The 16,592-nt window shown below is 57.7% G+C and carries 15 protein-coding genes; all 15 read right to left on the bottom strand.

Features of this window, described 5'->3' with window-relative positions; all coding sequences use genetic code 11:
* The gene (gene tssE / locus V1587_RS15505; RefSeq protein WP_371898620.1) at nt 1-564 is read right to left on the bottom strand and encodes a type VI secretion system baseplate subunit TssE; all 564 of its coding nucleotides are present in this window, start codon (nt 562-564) and stop codon (nt 1-3) included.
* The gene (locus V1587_RS15510) at nt 557-1,369 is read right to left on the bottom strand and encodes a type VI secretion system accessory protein TagJ (protein ID WP_371898621.1); all 813 of its coding nucleotides are present in this window, start codon (nt 1,367-1,369) and stop codon (nt 557-559) included. Before V1587_RS15510 ends, tssE begins: the two co-directional genes overlap by 8 nt.
* 9 nt (nt 1,370-1,378) lie before the next feature.
* Nucleotides 1,379-2,377 (bottom strand): hypothetical protein, encoded by a 999-nt coding sequence (locus V1587_RS15515; protein ID WP_371898622.1) that lies wholly within the window; start codon nt 2,375-2,377, stop codon nt 1,379-1,381.
* A 16-nt stretch (nt 2,378-2,393) separates the two neighbouring features.
* Nucleotides 2,394-3,191, bottom strand: coding sequence for a PP2C family serine/threonine-protein phosphatase (locus V1587_RS15520; RefSeq protein ID WP_014884226.1), 798 nt, complete (start codon nt 3,189-3,191; stop codon nt 2,394-2,396).
* On the bottom strand, nt 3,188-4,951 hold the full coding sequence (gene tagH / locus V1587_RS15525; protein ID WP_395314410.1) for a type VI secretion system-associated FHA domain protein TagH: 1,764 nt from the start codon (nt 4,949-4,951) through the stop codon (nt 3,188-3,190). Before tagH ends, V1587_RS15520 begins: the two co-directional genes overlap by 4 nt.
* Before the next feature lie 86 nt (nt 4,952-5,037).
* Nucleotides 5,038-5,391: a T6SS amidase immunity protein Tai4 family protein gene (locus V1587_RS15530; protein WP_371898624.1), complete on the bottom strand. Its 354-nt coding sequence runs from the start codon at nt 5,389-5,391 to the stop codon at nt 5,038-5,040.
* Nucleotides 5,388-5,879 carry a type VI secretion system amidase effector protein Tae4 gene (locus V1587_RS15535; protein WP_032645536.1) on the bottom strand — a complete coding sequence of 164 codons (492 nt, stop codon included), beginning with the start codon at nt 5,877-5,879 and terminating at the stop codon, nt 5,388-5,390. Before V1587_RS15535 ends, V1587_RS15530 begins: the two co-directional genes overlap by 4 nt.
* 58 nt (nt 5,880-5,937) lie before the next feature.
* Nucleotides 5,938-6,420, bottom strand: coding sequence for a type VI secretion system tube protein Hcp (locus tag V1587_RS15540; RefSeq protein ID WP_008502640.1), 483 nt, complete (start codon nt 6,418-6,420; stop codon nt 5,938-5,940).
* Between the two features lie 681 nt (nt 6,421-7,101).
* A complete protein-coding gene (locus tag V1587_RS15545) occupies nt 7,102-7,767 on the bottom strand; it encodes a hypothetical protein (protein ID WP_256043249.1) in 666 nt (221 codons plus the stop codon).
* 98 nt (nt 7,768-7,865) lie between these two features.
* Entirely contained in the window at nt 7,866-9,365 is a 1,500-nt protein-coding gene (tssC, locus tag V1587_RS15550) for a type VI secretion system contractile sheath large subunit (protein ID WP_021240385.1), read from the bottom strand.
* Between the two features lie 3 nt (nt 9,366-9,368).
* Nucleotides 9,369-9,893: a type VI secretion system contractile sheath small subunit gene (tssB, locus tag V1587_RS15555; protein ID WP_008502644.1), complete on the bottom strand. Its 525-nt coding sequence runs from the start codon at nt 9,891-9,893 to the stop codon at nt 9,369-9,371.
* Nucleotides 9,894-9,968: 75 nt separating this feature from the next.
* Nucleotides 9,969-10,985 carry a type VI secretion system protein TssA gene (tssA, locus tag V1587_RS15560; protein ID WP_371898625.1) on the bottom strand — a complete coding sequence of 339 codons (1,017 nt, stop codon included), beginning with the start codon at nt 10,983-10,985 and terminating at the stop codon, nt 9,969-9,971.
* Nucleotides 10,986-10,996: 11 nt separating this feature from the next.
* Nucleotides 10,997-11,713 carry a type VI secretion system-associated protein TagF gene (tagF, locus tag V1587_RS15565; protein ID WP_371898626.1) on the bottom strand — a complete coding sequence of 239 codons (717 nt, stop codon included), beginning with the start codon at nt 11,711-11,713 and terminating at the stop codon, nt 10,997-10,999.
* A 16-nt stretch (nt 11,714-11,729) separates the two neighbouring features.
* Nucleotides 11,730-15,350 (bottom strand): type VI secretion system membrane subunit TssM, encoded by a 3,621-nt coding sequence (tssM, locus tag V1587_RS15570; RefSeq protein WP_371898627.1) that lies wholly within the window; start codon nt 15,348-15,350, stop codon nt 11,730-11,732.
* 3 nt (nt 15,351-15,353) lie between these two features.
* Entirely contained in the window at nt 15,354-16,592 is a 1,239-nt protein-coding gene (locus V1587_RS15575; protein WP_045404313.1) for a DotU family type VI secretion system protein, read from the bottom strand.

A 16,592-nucleotide genomic window follows, 5' to 3' on the forward strand; every position in this document is an offset into this window, starting at 1 on the left:
TTACCCCGCATCTTTCAGTTCAAAATGGCCGTTTTCCAGATCGACATCGGTACGAAACAGAAACTCCAGCGGGTACGGCACGCACCATAGACGCCCTTTGATCTCGATGGAGAGCACGTTGTGCAGATCCAGCGAGGAGGTATCCGACACGCAGCGAACCTGCAGCCCCTTCGGCAAAATGCGTGGTTCAAAATTGATGATGGCTTCAGTGAGCTTGCGCTGAATGTCGTGCCATTCGATGTCCGACATTCTTTTCCCGGCCAGCGGCGCGACGCCGAAGTTAACCACCGAGCGGCTGACGTGCGGTAGCGCGCTCAAATCACCGGAGGCATCGTGGTTGATGGTATTAAACAGCCACTGCAGATCCCGCAGGACATTGCGGCGCAGGGCGGCGTGGGTGATCAGATTGCTGTTGGCCGACTCGCGCTTTTTTTCCGGATCGTTATCGGTGAGGCGATCGAGCAGCGAGGGCTGCATTTTGTCGCGCGCCCCCACCTTCTCCTGCTTGCTGCGGGCTTGCCAGCCGCTGCGCAGCAGATCGCCTTCGCCAGCGGGATTACTCATCGGCTCCATCCGTCGCAAACGTCACGAGGCTTAGCGACAGCAGCGGGCTTTCGCTTTGCTCGCTCAGCCAGGCTTTCTGACCCGTACCTTCGTATAGGGTGCCGTCTTCGTCGAGCGGCTGCCAGTCGGTGGTGCGCCCCAGCTTGACCGCATCAGAGGCATCGTCTGCAAACGGATAACGCGCCGGGATCTGACACACCTGTTCCGTTCCGTCGGTCAGGCGCACCAGCGCGTGACGCCAGACCAGATCGGTGACGCTGGCAGGCGCCTGGAAACGGATCTCCGCGATGGCGTTAAACGGCAGCCAGAAATAGCGGCCGTTGACGATGGTTTCGCACACCGGGCCGAGACGGGCATCGCCGTCCATCAGCCAGTCAAAGGCCTGCGTCTCCTCGTTTTCGAGAGTAATGTTGCCGGGGGTGGCCTGCGCCTGTTCGAGAGCCTCAAGACGCAGCGCCTGCGCGCGCTCGCCCTCTTCGCTCAGCGCCGCGGCAAGGGTGGTCAGCCACGGCCACTGGGTTTCAGGCATGGCCGGACGCGCCTGTCCCGTCATCACCTGCACGCGCTGCAGCTCGCCCTGAATGGACTGCTCCAGCAGCGTGACGGTGGGCTTCGCCTGCGGCTTCAGCGCCAGCCAGCTTTTGAGCTGGGTCAGAGCACGCGTCCAGTTGCCGCTGAGGGTTAAAAACTGCACGAACGCGGCGCGGAGATCGGCATCCGCTGGACGGGCTTTGATTTCTGCTTCAAGGCGCGCGAGCGCGTCGTTGAGCGACTCACCCGCCAGGTGTTGATAGAGCGTATTCATCGCCATTCCTTAATTTGCCGCGCGCCATGCGCCGACGGCCGGATCGCGCAGCTGAGGACGCAGGGTGTCAATCAGAACGATATTCAGCGGGGTGCCGGGTGCCACCCAGGCGCTCCAGGTCTTTTTCACCGCCGCGATACGCGCCTGCAGTTTTGCATCATCGCTGGCGGTTTCACGGGAAATCTCCACCGCGACGGTGCCGTTGCTCTTCCAGCTGTTCAGGGCGTTGTCGTAAGGCAGGATCATCCAGCTCTGGTCGCTGTCTGGGGTACTGAATACCATGCGCTCTTTGTTGACGGAGGTGATCAGCGCGTTTTCCGGGTCGGCGCTTTGATTCAGTCCGGTCACCGGGAAGCCGTGGATGTAAGTCACCGCCATCTCTTTCTGCCCGCCGTTACGGGACTGCGACACAACGGTATGTCCGCTCAGCCAGCTGCCGTTCCCGCAGCGGGTGGTGTCAGAATCCGGAATAAAGAGCGCCGGTGCAGAAGCGCCCCCTTCCCAGAAGGTGCGCAGGTGGCAGCCGTCCTGAAGCGTAAACTCCTGCCACGGCGTACGGTCGGCGGCAACGGTGCGGGAAGCCACGTTCTGATCTGGCGGCATTAACGCGCCGCTGGCTGGGGTTGCGGCGACGGTCGCGGCAGGCGCGGCCTGCTCCTGTTTCACCACCAGCGCCCAGTCCTGCGCTTTGCCAGCCGTGCCCTGCGCCAACGTGGTACCCGCCGGATCGTTGAGCGTCCAGCTGAGTTTATTCACTTTGCTGCACTGGTGTTCCAGCAGTGAGCCAAGACGCGGCACAAAGTTCTCCAGCACGGAGACGTCTTTCTTGCCGTTCGCCACAATACGCAGCGCCACCTCAGGCTTACACCAGCTCTGCGGCGTGTTGTCTTTGATGTTGTCGATCCAGATATCCAGCTTCTGCGCAGGAGACTGCACGATGCGGAAATTTTCAGCCTGTGCGGTGGAGGTCGCCGCCAGAAGTGCCAAACCCGATAGCCAAAGTTTCATATCGTTCCTTGTGTGTCTAATCAGTTCCGCAGGGAAGAAATTGTGCTGCGTCAGAGAGGGTGTGCAGCAAAGTGGTGTCCTGAGGGTTGCCCATCCATACCGCCAGGGCGGTATAGTTATCCTGAGCATTCCCCTCCTGCTCGCCATTCTTTTGAATGATTTGGTTCATTAAGGTCAGCCACTCCTGCGGCGTATTCACCATGTGCAGCGACTGCTTCATTTGCTCTTCGCTGACGCCGTGCCAGAATCCGTCGGTGCAGAGTAAGAATGCATCGCCGTCTTCAACCTGCACCACGTCGCTGTAGCTCGCTTCCGGCCCGCCGTTTTCAATCCCGAGCGCCAGATAGAGCAGATTGCTGTTCAGGTTGTCGGTCTGGTGTCCGGCATCTTTCATCTGCTGCACCAGGCTGTGGTCGGTGGTCACATGCCACAGCCATCCGCGGCGGAACAGGTACAGGCGGCTGTCACCGGCATGCGCCCAGTAGGCCAGCCCGTAATCACGGTCGATGAACAGGCTGACCAGCGTCGTGCCCATCCGGCGATAGTCCTGAACGGCCTGCTGTTCGCTGAGAATGGTGCGATTCGCCGTCTGCACGTAGTCGCGGATGTGCTGCGCATTAAGATGTTTGTCGCCATCGAAGCGGGAGATAATGCTGTTGCGGGCCAGCTCTGCAGCCACCTCACCGCCCGGCAGGCCCGCGATGCCGTCGCAGACGACGAAGCAGGCTGAACGTTCCCCTATGGTTTCTCCCGTCTGATCCTGGTTGCTGGCGCGCGTCCCCTGGCGGGAGAGAGAAGCCGTTGCGATATTCATTTATCTTCCGATCCGCTCTGTGAGTCTTTGTACTGATTCACCTCCATGTCATACGCATGAAGGAAGGCCTCGCCGAACAGGGTGTGGAAGTCGTCCTCAATCTCGCCCGCCGTCTCGCCATAGCTGCGAACAAAATAGTCCCACAGGGCGGCTTTGCGGCTGCCCGGCAGCGCCAGACGCGAGGTCATACCGTTCTGCTTCGCCTGCTCTTCCAGCTGCTCCGGGTTAAAGGACTGCAGCATCGCGGCAATAATGGCGCGGATGCCGGAGATCATACCCAGCTGGTGCGCCTGCAGATCGATCAGCGCGTCGCGCACGGATTTGGTTGGCGGCATAAAGCCCGGCATCGGGGTGCCGAACATTTGGATTAACACGGTTTTGCCGGTTGGCAACAGCTTGAACGGGTTGTTGGCATCGTCCAGCACCATGGTCATGTCGGCTTTTACGCCGCGCTTGAGGATAGAGCGCGAGGAGAGCAGCGCCACGGTCCCCTGAGAGAACATACCGAGGATCTGCCCCAGCTGACGCATATTTTCACGGTCAAACTGCGGAACGGGCTGCATTTCGCTGAGCCCCATCCCCTCCAGCAGCGCTTCCAGCAGCTCGCCCTGCAGCACTTCACCCTTCTCACCGCTGTTTGCCGTGGCGGTTGGCGAGGCGGCGTTATTGACCGGGTCGATGCGCAGGCGCCCCTTCGGGGCCTGCGCGCTGCTGCGCGCAACGGCCTGTGGCGTTGGCATGGTGAAGCCTGCGTAATCCGGTCGCGCGGGTTCCTCTTCAGCACGCGGTTCTTCCTGCGGCTCAGGAGCGAACAGCGGAGAATCTGCCAGCGCGTCCTTTTCCTGCTCAGGTTCCGTCACCTGGGCAGGCTTTTCGTCAATAATGTCATCCGGATGGGTTAACGGCGCGCCGCCCATCAGCCCGAGCGGGTCGTCATTGCGCGCGGCTGGCGCGCTGGCTTTACCGCCAAACAGGGCCAGCGGATCGAGCTCATCCGTTGCCTCTTCTTCAGGCTTAACGGGGTTCGTCTCGCCCGGCGGCACCAGCGTTGACGGGGTGACGTCGTCAAAAATACTCTCTTTTTTGAACAGCGCTTCATCGCTGAACAGCGTATCCGGATCGACATGCTTACGCTCAAGCGTCGGATCGCTGTCGTTGAACATCGCCAGCGGATCTTCGGCGTTACGCTCCGGGGCCGCAGGCTGAGAGAATGGATCGTGCGATGCCGCAGGCTGCGGTTTTGTACGGTTGCTGGAGATGCTGTCGGAGATGGAGAACTCCTGCATCAGGCTATCCCAGATCTCCGTTGGCACGGCGGTCGGCTCGGTTTTCCCGCGGGGTGCGGCATTCGCCGGTTTCGGCTGCTGCGCAGGCGCAGGGGCGACCGTCGGACGCGCCTGCTGGTGCAGGCTGGCCGCCATGCGGCTCACGGGCTGCGTATCGTGGATCAGTTCGGTCACTTCAATACGGTAGTCATCAATACCGAGAATGTCGCCATCCTGCAGCTCAACCTGACGTCCTCGCTCCAGCGGAATGTCATTCAATACCACGCGGGTAACGCTGCCGCGGTTGGTGACGCGGCATTCGCCCTGGGCGTCAACGTGAACAATCGCCTGCAGACGAGAGATGGTGCGGTCATTGTCCGGCAACACCAGGTTGTTATCCGTACCGCGCCCAATGGTGCCGCCCGGGGCGTAAAAATCACAGCTGCTTTGCGGCGGCTGATGACCGGGTTTCGTAGAAATAATCGTGAATCGCATGGCGTATTCCTGCTGGTATGATTAGCGCTCAAACGCTGCCGCTCTCAGGACGAGAACGGCGGCGTTTGGGGGCGATTCCATTGCTTCTATTTTGCGGTTTGGAGCGGACGAATCGCGTCGCTGTTGGCGATTAAGCTGCACTTTAAAACCTGATATTGACCCGGTTCGGTACCGCCTACTTTCTCTTTCAGTAAAGAAACAATCACCTTGTCAGCTTTTTCAAAATTCTCAGCAGGGAGATTGCTTGCTTCCAGCCATGCGGCTGCACTGGCCTCTGCATCATCTTTGAGACTTTTACTGTCCGCAATCTTACTGATGCATCGATTTTGCACCCAGTTTTCAAAGATTTGTTGCTGAGAAAAAGCGCTGACATCAGGCAGGGTTTGGGCATAAACAGCAGGGGCATTTATAGCCAGGATCAGCAGTAATAAACGTTTCATTTCAGGCTCCAGAATGTTGCGTTGGTCGGAATAAATGAACCATTACCCGGTGAGCCCAGAAAATGGCAATCATCAGAGCAAATATTTCCATTCCAGAGTGTGACATGCCCGGTAGCGTCGCTCCAGCCGTGCCCGGTGAAGATGATAATGCCTTGTTTGCCTGCAAATTGCGCAGGAGTGGGAGAAGAGACAGACATATCGGCATTGCCCAGTACCGTGGGTAGAAATGCAATCATATCTTTAACGCGGAACATATAGCGCTTTTTGTCGTTTCCGGTCACTGTCGCATATTTACTGTTAGAAGGAATCGGAATGCCACAGTAATTTAAAACGTAGCTCATACGAATTGGGCAGGCATTTTTAAAAATACCGGCGTCAATATTATGCTGAACTTTTCCACCCAACAATTTGCCAACCTGTTCTACGCTTACGTTTACTTCTCTGAATCTGTTCCAGGCGGCACCAAAAGCAGGACGCATTTGAGACATCTTGTTTCTCCTTGATAAGAAGCTCAGGATAAAGTGAGCCCTTTCGGGCCCACTATTATTACGCTTCTTTGTTCTCTTTGATGTTCCAGCCAGCGCTGCTTTCAGCACCTTTACCACCCGACGTGGTCTGCTCCCAGTACTGCTGTTTCACTTTCGCAGCCTGGAATGCGTAGGTCACACCAACGGTATCGCCGTTGTCAGCACCTGTGTACTGAACAGAGGTCACCAGCACATCTTCCAGCGTAATGCGGGAGTATTCCACCTGCTGGCCGCCGGCTTTACAAACGGACAGTTCGACTTTGGTCAGGTGTTTACCGCTGGCGCAGTGTTTCAGGATAGCGGTGGTGGATTTGTCGATCAGCGCGTTAACGTGCAGGTCGTTAAAGTTAACTTTACCGGCACCGCCGCCACCGCCAACGCTCATATTACCTGGCTGGGAAGCGCCCCAGGAGAAGGAGGTAATATCAGTCCAGCCGGTGTGGTTAGAATCTTTAGATTCGCCCGTAACACCCTCGACCTTCAGAAACATATCAATAGCCATAATATCTACTCTTCGTGGATGAACAATATTGCTTTCGAAAAAGCACTTATATGGCAAACAGGAAAGCATGGGGCTGAATAAAACCGTCCATATTTTACCTCTGCCTCTAGCCTGACGAATTCGTACTTCGTACAGACTCTTCAGAGTGCCTGCAATTGCAACCACCCTAAATTTTGTTAGTTACACTTCATGGTAACTAAGCGCTAGACAATCATTCACTGTATCATCTAGAATATTTTCAATCGTCTATCATTCATCAAAGGCAACATAACATGAAGAAAATATTGTTATTAATACTTACCATTGTATTTTTAATTATCGCAATTTTCACAACTGTAGATCTTTTTCAGTCCGCCTGGTATGTATTTTCATTAGAAAAAGTCACTACAACTTCTGCAGGTTTACTTTTTGGAAAATTACTTTTCCTGCTGGTCATACTTTTAGCATTTTACTTCTCGCTAAGATTTTTGCGCAAATCAAAGCCTTGATTTTAATTTTTCCGCAAAATAGTAAATAGCGATAGATGCAACTAAGAGAATGATTAATAGAGCGGCATTTATCGTTATTTCCAAGATGGTTACCGACCAATCAAAAACAAAAATATAATAGCCAAGAGTTGAGAAAAAAAGCATAAATGAAACAATAAGCATGAGATAGACTATAACGTACTTTGATGCTCTTTCAAACACGAGTAGCTCCTGCTAAAAACTGACTAAAAATCTCTTTATCTATGGCACCATGACTCTGTTGGAAATTTATAGCTTCAATAAATGGCTTAATATTATCTTCAACGAGAAAATATAACAAATCTAAATCGCCCGCACCACGCAACTCATAGTAAACATTTTTGTTTAATTTTAATAGATCGTATGAGGCATAAACTGAGCGAGAAATTGAAGCCCCCACACTTAATACACCAGTAAGCCCTGCAGAAACAAGAAATCGCGGCACAATTTTTGAAACGAATAGCGTAATTAATTCATTTACGAAAACCATTTTAAAGGCTATACCACCTACTTGTGACCCACCGACTTTTAGGAGGAGTTCCTTAGATTGTTCTTCAGATAAACCAGACAGATATCGTTTGACCACTGTATTGATTAACCGACGCACATCTTCTGATGTAAGCCCTTTTTTTATTAAAGTTAACAATCTAATTTTATCTGTTTCATTTCGCCACCGATGGTCTGTATCCAGAAAATCTTTTGTTAACATCCATAAGTCTTCTGGAATTGACATAAAACCATCGACCGCGCTGCGAGCGAAAATTTCTGGGCCACTTTGTTTACGCGTATCAAAAATTTTCAGCATGCCATCTGCAATTTCTTTTGGTGAACTCGTTCCCAAAGTTGATTCCTCCTGAGGTTCATGAATGTCGATGGCTTTCTAGATGAATTTTGCCAATGTAGTTTACTTTGCCGGCCCTCCAGGGCCGGCACTCATCATCACGCGTCTTTCGTCTTCAGCGACGGCAGCTTAGAAACCAGACGCAGGGAAACGGTCAGACCTTCCAGCTGGTAGTGTGGACGCAGGAAGAACTTCGCGGCGTAGTAGCCTGGGTTGTCCTCAATCTCCTGCACCTGCACTTCCGCAGCTGCCAGCGGTTTACGGGACTTGGTTTCCTGGGAAGAGTTCGCCGGGTCACCGTCGACGTAGTTCATGACCCAGTCGTTCAGCCAGCGCTCCATCTCTTCGCGCTCGCGGAAGGAGCCGATTTTGTCGCGCACGATGCACTTCAGGTAGTGGGCAAAGCGGCAGCAGGCGAACAGGTACGGCAGGCGAGAGGCCAGACGCGCGTTAGCGGTGGCATCCGGGTCGTGGTACTCGGCCGGTTTTTGCAGGGACTGCGCGCCGATGAAGGCGGCAAAGTCGGAGTTTTTGCGGTGAACCAGCGGCATAAAGCCGTTTTTCGCCAGCTCGGCTTCACGACGATCGCTGATGGCGATCTCGGTCGGGCACTTCATGTCCACGCCGCCGTCATCGCTCGGGAAGGTGTGGCACGGCAGGTTTTCCACCGCCCCGCCGGACTCCACGCCGCGAATCGAGGTACACCAGCCGTACTCTTTGAAGGAGCGGTTGATGTTGGCGGCCATCGCGTACGCGGCGTTCGCCCAGGAGTAGCTGTTGTGGTTCGCGCCGTCGGTCTGCTCTTCAAAGTCAAAGCTGTCGACCGGGTTGGTGCGAATGCCATACGGCAGGCGCGACAGGAAGCGCGGCATCACCAGACCCAGATAGCGGGCATCTTCTGATTCACGCAGCGAACGCCAGGCCGCGTATTCGGTGTTCTGGAAGATCTTGGTCAGGTCGCGCGGGTTAGCCAGCTCCTGCCAGGATTCCATCTGCATCACGCCCGGTGCGGTACCGGTAATGAACGGACAGTGCGCCGCAGAGCCGATGCGCGCCATTTCGCCCAGCAGCTCAACGTCCTGCGGGCTGTGGTCAAAGTAGTAGTCGCCGACGATGCAGCCAAACGGCTCGCCGCCGAACTGACCGTACTCTTGCTCGTAGATTTTCTTGAAGATCGGGCTCTGATCCCAGCCCACGCCCTTGTAGCGCTTCAGGGTACGGCCCAGCTCCTGCTTGGAGATGCTCATAAAGCGGATCTTCAGCATCTCGTCCGTTTCGGTGTTGTTCACCAGGTAGCTCAGACCGCGCCAGGCGCTCTCCAGCTTCTGAAACTCTTCGTGGTGAATGATCTGGTTTACCTGCTGCGACAGCTGCTCGTCGATACCGGCAATCAGGTTCTGAATGGTACGGTAGGTATCGTTCGAGAAGGTGACGGTATTTTCCAGCGCCTGCTGCGCCAGGGTTTTGACCGCGCTTTCTACGGCGGAGCGGGCCTGATCGGTTTTCGGGCGGAACTCTTTATTCAGCAGCGCGCTGAATTCATCCTGGCTGAACGCCTGACCCGCCTGCTGCTCGTGTTGTTGAGTCTGGTTGCTCATCGATTATTCCTCGCTACCTTTCGCGCTTTCGTCATTTTTCGGCAACTGGCTCAGGGATTTGAGCAGCGTCGGATCCTGCAGAATTTTTGCGATCAGCTCTTCCGCACCGTTTTTACCGTCCATATAGGTCAGCAGGTTAGAGAGCTGGGTACGCGCTTCCAGCAGCTTGTTCAGCGGCTCAACCTTGCGGGCCACCGCGTCCGGCAGGAAGTCGTCCATGCTGTCGAAGGTCAGATCCACGTTGAGCTTACCTTCGCCGGTCAGAGTGTTATCCACCTGGAACGCCACGCGCGGCTTCAGCGCCTTCATGCGTTCATCAAAGTTGTCGATGTCGATTTCGAGGAATTTACGCTCGTCGACGGCCGGCAGGTTTTCCACCGGTTTGCCGACCAGATCGGCCATAACGCCCATCACAAACGGCAGCTGAATCTTACGTTCTGCACCGTAGATCTCTACGTCGTACTCGATCTGCACGCGGGGGGCACGGTTACGTGCGATGAATTTCTGCCCACTGTTACTCATTGCCATGATGTTCTCCATCAAAGATGCGCGGTGAAGGTGAAACGGCAGGCTCCATGCCTGTCGTCATAATGCCTGGACGCGTTATTCGCGGCGCCCAAAGATGTTTTCAAGTTGGTTAACGCCGTCTGGCGCCAGGTCGCGAATAATGTCCATAAAGTTAAGTTCTGACAGCCGCTGCACCCGTTCAATCATCAGCGGTGCGGGGTGGCTCGGTTCGTACTGCGCAAAATACTGCTTCGCTTTTTCCAGCATCAGCTGCGCGTCGGCGCGGCTGGTGACCTGCACGCTGCGCCAGTCGGTGACCGGCTGAGCGGGCTGCGCTGTCGCCGGCTGCTTCTCAGCCTGGGGTTCCGCCTGCGCCTCACGGTTTGGCAGCAGCTTGCTGATGTCGGTCACCTGACAGGCGCTGGCTACCAGCCCCACGGTTTTCAGCAGCTGTTCCATCTCGGGCACGCCGCTTTCACCGAGATGCCCCGTGAGCAGCTCGCGAATCGCCAGCAGACGTTCGTTAATAACGATAACCGCTGCGGTTCCCGGCTGGTCGCCGCGAGCCAGTTCGTCAATCAGCCGCGGACGGCCGCCGGGATAGTCCGGACATTCCGTCTTGCTGCCGTCCAGCAGGGCCTGGGCATCCCGGAGCGAAATTTCATCGCCGTTTGAACGCAGAAGCGAGGCGTTTCGCACGGCGACGGTGAGGTCGGATTTATCGCTCAGCCCCGCCAGGGCGTTAATGCGGTAGAACGGATCGGTTTCGCCATACTCTTCGAGCAGCGGATAGAGCGGCTCCCAGTAGCGGGCGATTGCCTCCTGCACCAGCAATAATCCGTCCGCGTAGCCCGCCAGCCCGCGACGGCGGGTCCAGGCATGGGTTAACGCAAGCAGGACGCGAAGATCTTTGGTGCGGCTCAGCAGGCTGGTGGCGTATTTTTCGACCGTATTCCAGTCAGCAGGCTCCGCCGGGATGATGGTGTCGCCAAACTGCTGCTCTGCTTTCCCGAGGCTTGCCTGGTTCATCGCCTGAAAGTCAGCGTCGTACTCCAGGTTTTCGCCGCAGGGCTTTTCGGAGCTTATTGGCGCGAGAAATTCTTCGATATTCATGAGATCCCTGCTTATTCAAACATAGGCGGATAGAGACCGTGACGGCCCGGACGGGCGCCCCCTGCCGGGTCGAACAGCAGGGTGAAAAGCTGCCCGGTGAAGTTACCGCTGTGCACGTGGGTGTATAGCGGGTAACCGTCGCAGCGGTTGGTCCACCAGTAGCTGGTCTGACGCAGCGGATCAAAACACTCGGCCGCCTGCGGCCAGCCCAGCGTGCTTTGACCGTCCTCGTCATAGCCAATCACATCCAGGATGTCGGAACGCTTTTGCGGCTCGACGGGCTGCGGCGCCGGAATGGTCATCAGCATCTCATCCAGCTGCGAGGCGGAAAAACTGTTGCGTACCGCGTGCAGCCCCAGGCGCCCAATTTGCTGGTACCAGCTTTCGGCCTGGCTGAGCAGGCTTGTCGACCATTCGGACGGCGCGAAGCTCAGCTGAAGGCAAATCGGGTACTGTCGGCCAACGCTGTCGCGGCCGGGCAGCAGACAGCCCATCTGGATCATCTGGCTGCCCAGCATGGGCGGTACCACAAAATTCCATACTGGCGCTTTCTGGAACGGGCGCTCGCCGCTGCGCTGCTCTTCCTGCTGCCAGGCCAGCAGACCGACCTGGAACCAGTGCGACCACTGGCGCTGCAGAGTGTCAGGAAAGCGACGCTGCAAAAAATCTCCGGCGCTGGGTAACTTGCCATACCAGCTGTAGCGGTTCATCGCAGGGGTATTCGTCATACGGCTGTCCTTGCGGTTATGGGCATGAGAAACGAGGAAGCTGGAACGGGTTACGAATGCTGTTCGGCGCAAACTCCAGCGTGACCTGATGTCCGTCGACGCTGAAGGTGGCCTGACGGCTGAGGCTGCCCGCGCCCGGACTAGTGCTCGCTTTATCGAAGAAGCGGTTGAGCGCCCAGGCGCCGTTGGTGACCAGCGTCGCCGTGCTGCCGTTCGCCAGCCCCAGCTGCATGCGTACCTGGTTGGTGCCGCCCGGCCCCGGCCAGTTCATGATCTGCACGGCCTGCGGGCCGTGGCTGTAGCGCAGCAGCTGGCCGTCAACGTCCAGGGTCAGGTTCAGAATGGTGTTATCCATCCGCACGGTGCGAACCGTCACCTTGAAAGACGGCGTGGTTGCGCCGTTAGCAAAGAAGGCGTCGCGAATCGACTGGGCCTGCTGGAACGGCCTCAGCAGCCCTTCACTTCCCGGCAGCGTTTTCCCGTCAATGCCCGGCATAAAGCGCCAGTTGGCCTGCGTGGTATCCACCTTATTGGTCAGATTGTCGCGGAAGAAGGCGTCCATAAGCCCGGTTCCCGGCGCAAACATGCGCGCGAGATCGTCAGGGGTGACCTCGGTGCTGGCGCTGCGCACCAGCGGGTAGCGACCGGCAATCGCCTGGCGGCAGAACCCGCCCACCTCAACGTTAATCCGCTTACGTACGTTTTCCAGGTCGCGGCGCTGGGTATCGCTGCTGGCACCTACCGCCATGTTGCTGAACATGGTTTGCAGCCCGCCCGGCAGACGACCGGCGCTGGCCTGCAGGCGGCTGATCGCCTCCCCGCCCGGCGCAGGCATGCCGCTGTTGGCCGCATCCTGAACGGCGGTCAGGTAGCGATAGAGTTCATCCACCTGCTTGAGAAAATCATCAAACACGATGGTCTTCCCGCCCTTCTCCAGCGGCTGCGCCAGCTCAATCATCGGCGCATAGTGATCGGTCACCAGCTGTTCCGGTGCCTGCGTAACAACGGCGGCCTGGGTCGGCGCAGCGTCATTGTTGCTGAACAGGGCTTCCAGCGTACGGGTGGCGCGGTTGCTTTGATCCTGCGCTTTACCCGCATCTTCTGGCGCTGGCGCGTTGCGTGACAGCGTCAGGACCTGGCTCAGGTTCTGCACCAGACGGCGCAGCGGCGAGTTGGCACCGGAGAGCAGGCGCGCGGTGTTGATGCGCTGGGAAAGGTCGGCGCTGTTATTAAGCTGAATGTCGGCGAGGAAGCGATCCCAGTTGGCGATAAAGTCGCGCATGTAGAGCTGGCGCACGGCGTTATCGATCTGCTGCTTATCCTCCTGCGCGGTGGCGGTCCCAAGCACCCAGGCGTCGTCCTCGTGCAGTGCGGTGGTAACGCTGTCAATCTGGCCGTTAAAGCTTTTCCAGTAGCCGTCCGGCGTATAGAGACCCGGTACGCCCTCGCTCACCGGCTTGCCGCTTTTACGTGAAAACACCAGCTCGCTCTGCGGTCCGCCCAGGTCGGAAAGGGAGACCGGCTTGAGGTTGTCATCATGTTCCAGCAGGCGCTTGAGACGACCGTATACGCGCGTGGAGAGCGGCTGCTGGCCGATCATCGCTCTTTCGCGGGCAACCAGAGATTCATCCTGCGCGTACGGCGAGGCCTGGATTTTCGGCTCCAGCAGCTGCGTCAGGTGCCATTCAAGCTGCTGCAGCTGCGCTTTTGTGACGTTCTGCGGCAGGTTACGTTGCAGGTTGAGCATCACCCATGAATGCAGGAATTTGCCGTCGTAGTGTTTCGGCTGATACAGCATCTGATAGGCTTTCAGCGCTTCATAGCTGTATTCCACATCGCTGCCGTTGTCGTTGCGAAGCCAGGTGGTGATGTGCATGGCGACGGCAGGGAGCAGCATTTGATCCAGCGCTTTCTGATACAGGGACTGGGAGGCGTCGCTGACGTCATCCCCGCGATAGAGTCCCATACGGCGGGAGACTGGCGGATCGTTCACATCAAACGCGTCGCTTTTCGGCAGGTCAACCAGCCCGTTCAGCAGCGGCAGCAGTTCGAACAGGTCACGTTGAGCCTGGTTCTGTAAGGCTTTGCTCTGCTGGTCAAGCAGCGGCACCTTCGCATCCACCTCTTCCAGGTAGGCCTTGTTTTTGGCATAGCTGGTAAGCCACAGTCCGCCCAGAATCGCGAGCAGCGCCAGCAGCGCCGCATAGCCGGACCAGATAACTGCCCGGTTGCGCAGCTCCCACCAGCGGTTTTCCCCGGCGATCCCGGCTTCCTGGAAGATGACGTTTTGCAGCAGGTTCTTGATGAAGAAACTCTGGCCTTTTGCGCCCGGGATTGGCGCTTCTTTGCTGACCGAATCCCAGTTATCCGCCTCGCCCCCTTCCGGCAGCGACAGGGCGCGGTTCAGTTCGCCCATCACCCGGTCGAACGGCATGCCTTCCTGCGTCCCGCTGGCGAAGTAGATCCCGCGCGGGGAGAACTCGGTTTCGAAGTTGGAGCGGGCGAAGACCGTGCTCAGGTAATCCGCCAGCAGCGGACGCAGCGCGGCGAACTCCTGCGGGAAGAGATACGCTTCTGCGCGGGTTTTCGCGTCATGCTCTTTGAGCATAGTTTCCGGCAGCCCGGCATCGAGGCGCTGCTGCAGCAGAGAAAACTCCTGCTGGAAGTTGCCCATCAGGTCGTAATCGGCGTGTTTGGTTTGTTCCCACGGCAGCGTAAAGCCCCAGATCTGGTCGCGCTGCGCTTTGTCGTAGTCGGCAAACCAGGCGCGGAAGCCCTTGAGCAGGTCGGCCTTGGTCACCATCACGTAGACCGGGAAGCGGATACCCAGCTGTTCATGCAGCTCGGACAGACGCTGGCGCAGATTTACCGCCTGCTGGCGGGACGCCTCGGCTGACTGGGTGAGCAGATCGGAAATGCTGATGGTGACGATCACGCCGTTGATCGGCTGGCGGCGGCGATACTTACGCAGTAACCCCATAAACTGCAGCCATTCCCCGGCGTCCTGCACCTGCTCGCTCTCCTGGGTGGTATAACGACCCGCGGTGTCCAGCAGCACCGCCTCGTTGGTGAACCACCAGTCGCAGTTACGCGTGCCGCCAATGCCCCGCAGCGCGGTCTTACCGAAACGATCGGCCAGCGGGAATTGCAGCCCGGAGTTGACCAGCGCCGTGGTTTTACCGGATCCCGGCGCGCCGATAATGACGTACCACGGGAGCTGGTAGAGGTACTGCGTGCTGAAGCGCTGCGTCCACTGGGTGCCCTGTCCCGCCTTGCTGAAGTGCGCTTTTTTCAGCATCTGCGCGGCTTCATCAAAACGGCTGGCGAGGATCTGCTCCTCGTTGTTCAGTCGCTTCTGCGGATCCGCCGCTTCCGGGCTGGCGGTGTTCTCTTTGAGCTTGTCCATCAGCTTGCGGTTCAGCCAGGCGTTGTACAGGCGCGGCAGAATGTGGCCCTGCGCCCAGAGCAGGTAGACCACGGCGATGCTGATGATGCGGTTCTGTTCAGATTCAAGCGGTCGGGTGTCCACGATGGACAGCAGAGGTCCAATCATCCAGATCACCGCCGCCAGCGCCGTGACGCCGAGGAAGCTCCACAGAATGCGGTTAGTCAGTATGGAAAGAAGAGTCGTCAGCATTCCTTAGTTTCCTTGCGGCAATCCGTTCAGCTCGGCCTGGGTATTTTCAGGCGACACCAGCAGAGTAATTTCCACACGGCGGTTACGGGCGCGGTTTTCAGGCGTCGTGTTCGGCGCCACCGGGTTAATCTCGCCCCGCCCTTCCGCTTTCACGCGGCCAGGCTGAGAGAGGCTTCCCTGCAGCATTTTCTGTACCGAGCGGGCGCGTTCCAGAGAGAGTTCATAGTTAGAGGCAAAGCGCGCGCTGCGGATCGGCACGTTGTCGCTGTAGCCCACCACCAGAATTTTGCCGCTGACGTTATTCATCGCCTGCGCAATGCGGTTGATGACCGGTTCATAGCGGTCACGCACGACGGTCGAGGCAGAGGCAAACAGCCCGTCGCCTTTCAGGATAACGACGCTGCGATCCGCTTCGTCTTTCACCGCGACCAGGCCAGCCTCGATTTCAGGCTTCAGGAAGCCGCGCAGGTTCAGCACAGCCGGAAGCTGTCGCGCCGGCTGCTGAATAGTGGTTTCCGGCAGCTGGGACTGGTAAATCTTCGCCAGTACCGGGTTGGTGCTGTCGCCTAGACGCCAGTTGAGCACGATATAAAACAGGCAGGCGATAAACCCGGCCAGCGCCACGCAGGCCCACAGGGGAACCATCGGCCGCCAGAGCTTGCGCAGCACCGGACGATCTTCCGGATGGGGAGAAAGCGGTGGCGGATAGCTGCCGCGCACGCCGCGGATCATCTGCCACAGCCGCTGCTTGATGGTTTCAAGCTGGGTGCGGCCATTATCCAGCACCCGATAGCGCCCTTCGAAGCCGAGCAGCAGGCAGTAGTTGATCATCTCCAGCAGCAGGATATGCTCGCGCGGGTTTTGCGACAGGCGCGCCAGCAGCTGGAAGAACTTCTCCCCACCCCAGGTTTCGTTATGGAACGTCACCAGCAGACCGTTGCTTGACCAGACCCCGCTGCTGCCCCAGGGGGTGAGCGCGGCGGCCTCATCGAGCGCCGTACACAGGCAGTAGCGTGCCCCGACGATGACTTCGTAGGGCAGCCCCGCCTGCTGGCAGCGGACTTCGAAACGGCGAATCTCATCGATCAGACGCTGGCGTAACGCCACCTGATCGTCATGGGAAACCGAATGACGGATCTGCGGAATCGCATTGAGCAGCGGATTGGCGGCCGCCACCAGCTGATTGTTGCTACTGGCCCCGGTAAACGCGGCATCGCTGCCGGTGTCCTGTCGTTCCTGCAT

Origin of the sequence: Enterobacter sp. ECC-249, from assembly GCF_043965265.1 — a bacterium.
GTDB classification, from domain to species: domain Bacteria; phylum Pseudomonadota; class Gammaproteobacteria; order Enterobacterales; family Enterobacteriaceae; genus Enterobacter; species Enterobacter quasiroggenkampii.

Bases quoted from the DNA above. Each gene is read 5' to 3' on its own strand.
- tagH (WP_395314410.1), bottom strand. From the start codon at position 4,951: ATGCGATTCACGATTATTTCTACGAAACCCGGTCATCAGCCGCCGCAA.
- V1587_RS15535 (WP_032645536.1), bottom strand. From the start codon at position 5,879: ATGTCTCAAATGCGTCCTGCTTTTGGTGCCGCCTGGAACAGATTCAGA.
- V1587_RS15530 (WP_371898624.1), bottom strand. From the start codon at position 5,391: ATGAAACGTTTATTACTGCTGATCCTGGCTATAAATGCCCCTGCTGTT.
- tssA (WP_371898625.1), bottom strand. From the start codon at position 10,985: ATGAATATCGAAGAATTTCTCGCGCCAATAAGCTCCGAAAAGCCCTGC.
- tssC (WP_021240385.1), bottom strand. From the start codon at position 9,365: ATGAGCAACCAGACTCAACAACACGAGCAGCAGGCGGGTCAGGCGTTC.
- tagF (WP_371898626.1), bottom strand. From the start codon at position 11,713: ATGACGAATACCCCTGCGATGAACCGCTACAGCTGGTATGGCAAGTTA.
- V1587_RS15510 (WP_371898621.1), bottom strand. From the start codon at position 1,369: ATGAATACGCTCTATCAACACCTGGCGGGTGAGTCGCTCAACGACGCG.
- V1587_RS15575 (WP_045404313.1), bottom strand. From the start codon at position 16,592: ATGCAGGAACGACAGGACACCGGCAGCGATGCCGCGTTTACCGGGGCC.
- V1587_RS15540 (WP_008502640.1), bottom strand. From the start codon at position 6,420: ATGGCTATTGATATGTTTCTGAAGGTCGAGGGTGTTACGGGCGAATCT.
- V1587_RS15520 (WP_014884226.1), bottom strand. From the start codon at position 3,191: ATGAATATCGCAACGGCTTCTCTCTCCCGCCAGGGGACGCGCGCCAGC.
- tssE (WP_371898620.1), bottom strand. From the start codon at position 564: ATGAGTAATCCCGCTGGCGAAGGCGATCTGCTGCGCAGCGGCTGGCAA.
- V1587_RS15515 (WP_371898622.1), bottom strand. From the start codon at position 2,377: ATGAAACTTTGGCTATCGGGTTTGGCACTTCTGGCGGCGACCTCCACC.
- tssB (WP_008502644.1), bottom strand. From the start codon at position 9,893: ATGGCAATGAGTAACAGTGGGCAGAAATTCATCGCACGTAACCGTGCC.
- tssM (WP_371898627.1), bottom strand. From the start codon at position 15,350: ATGCTGACGACTCTTCTTTCCATACTGACTAACCGCATTCTGTGGAGC.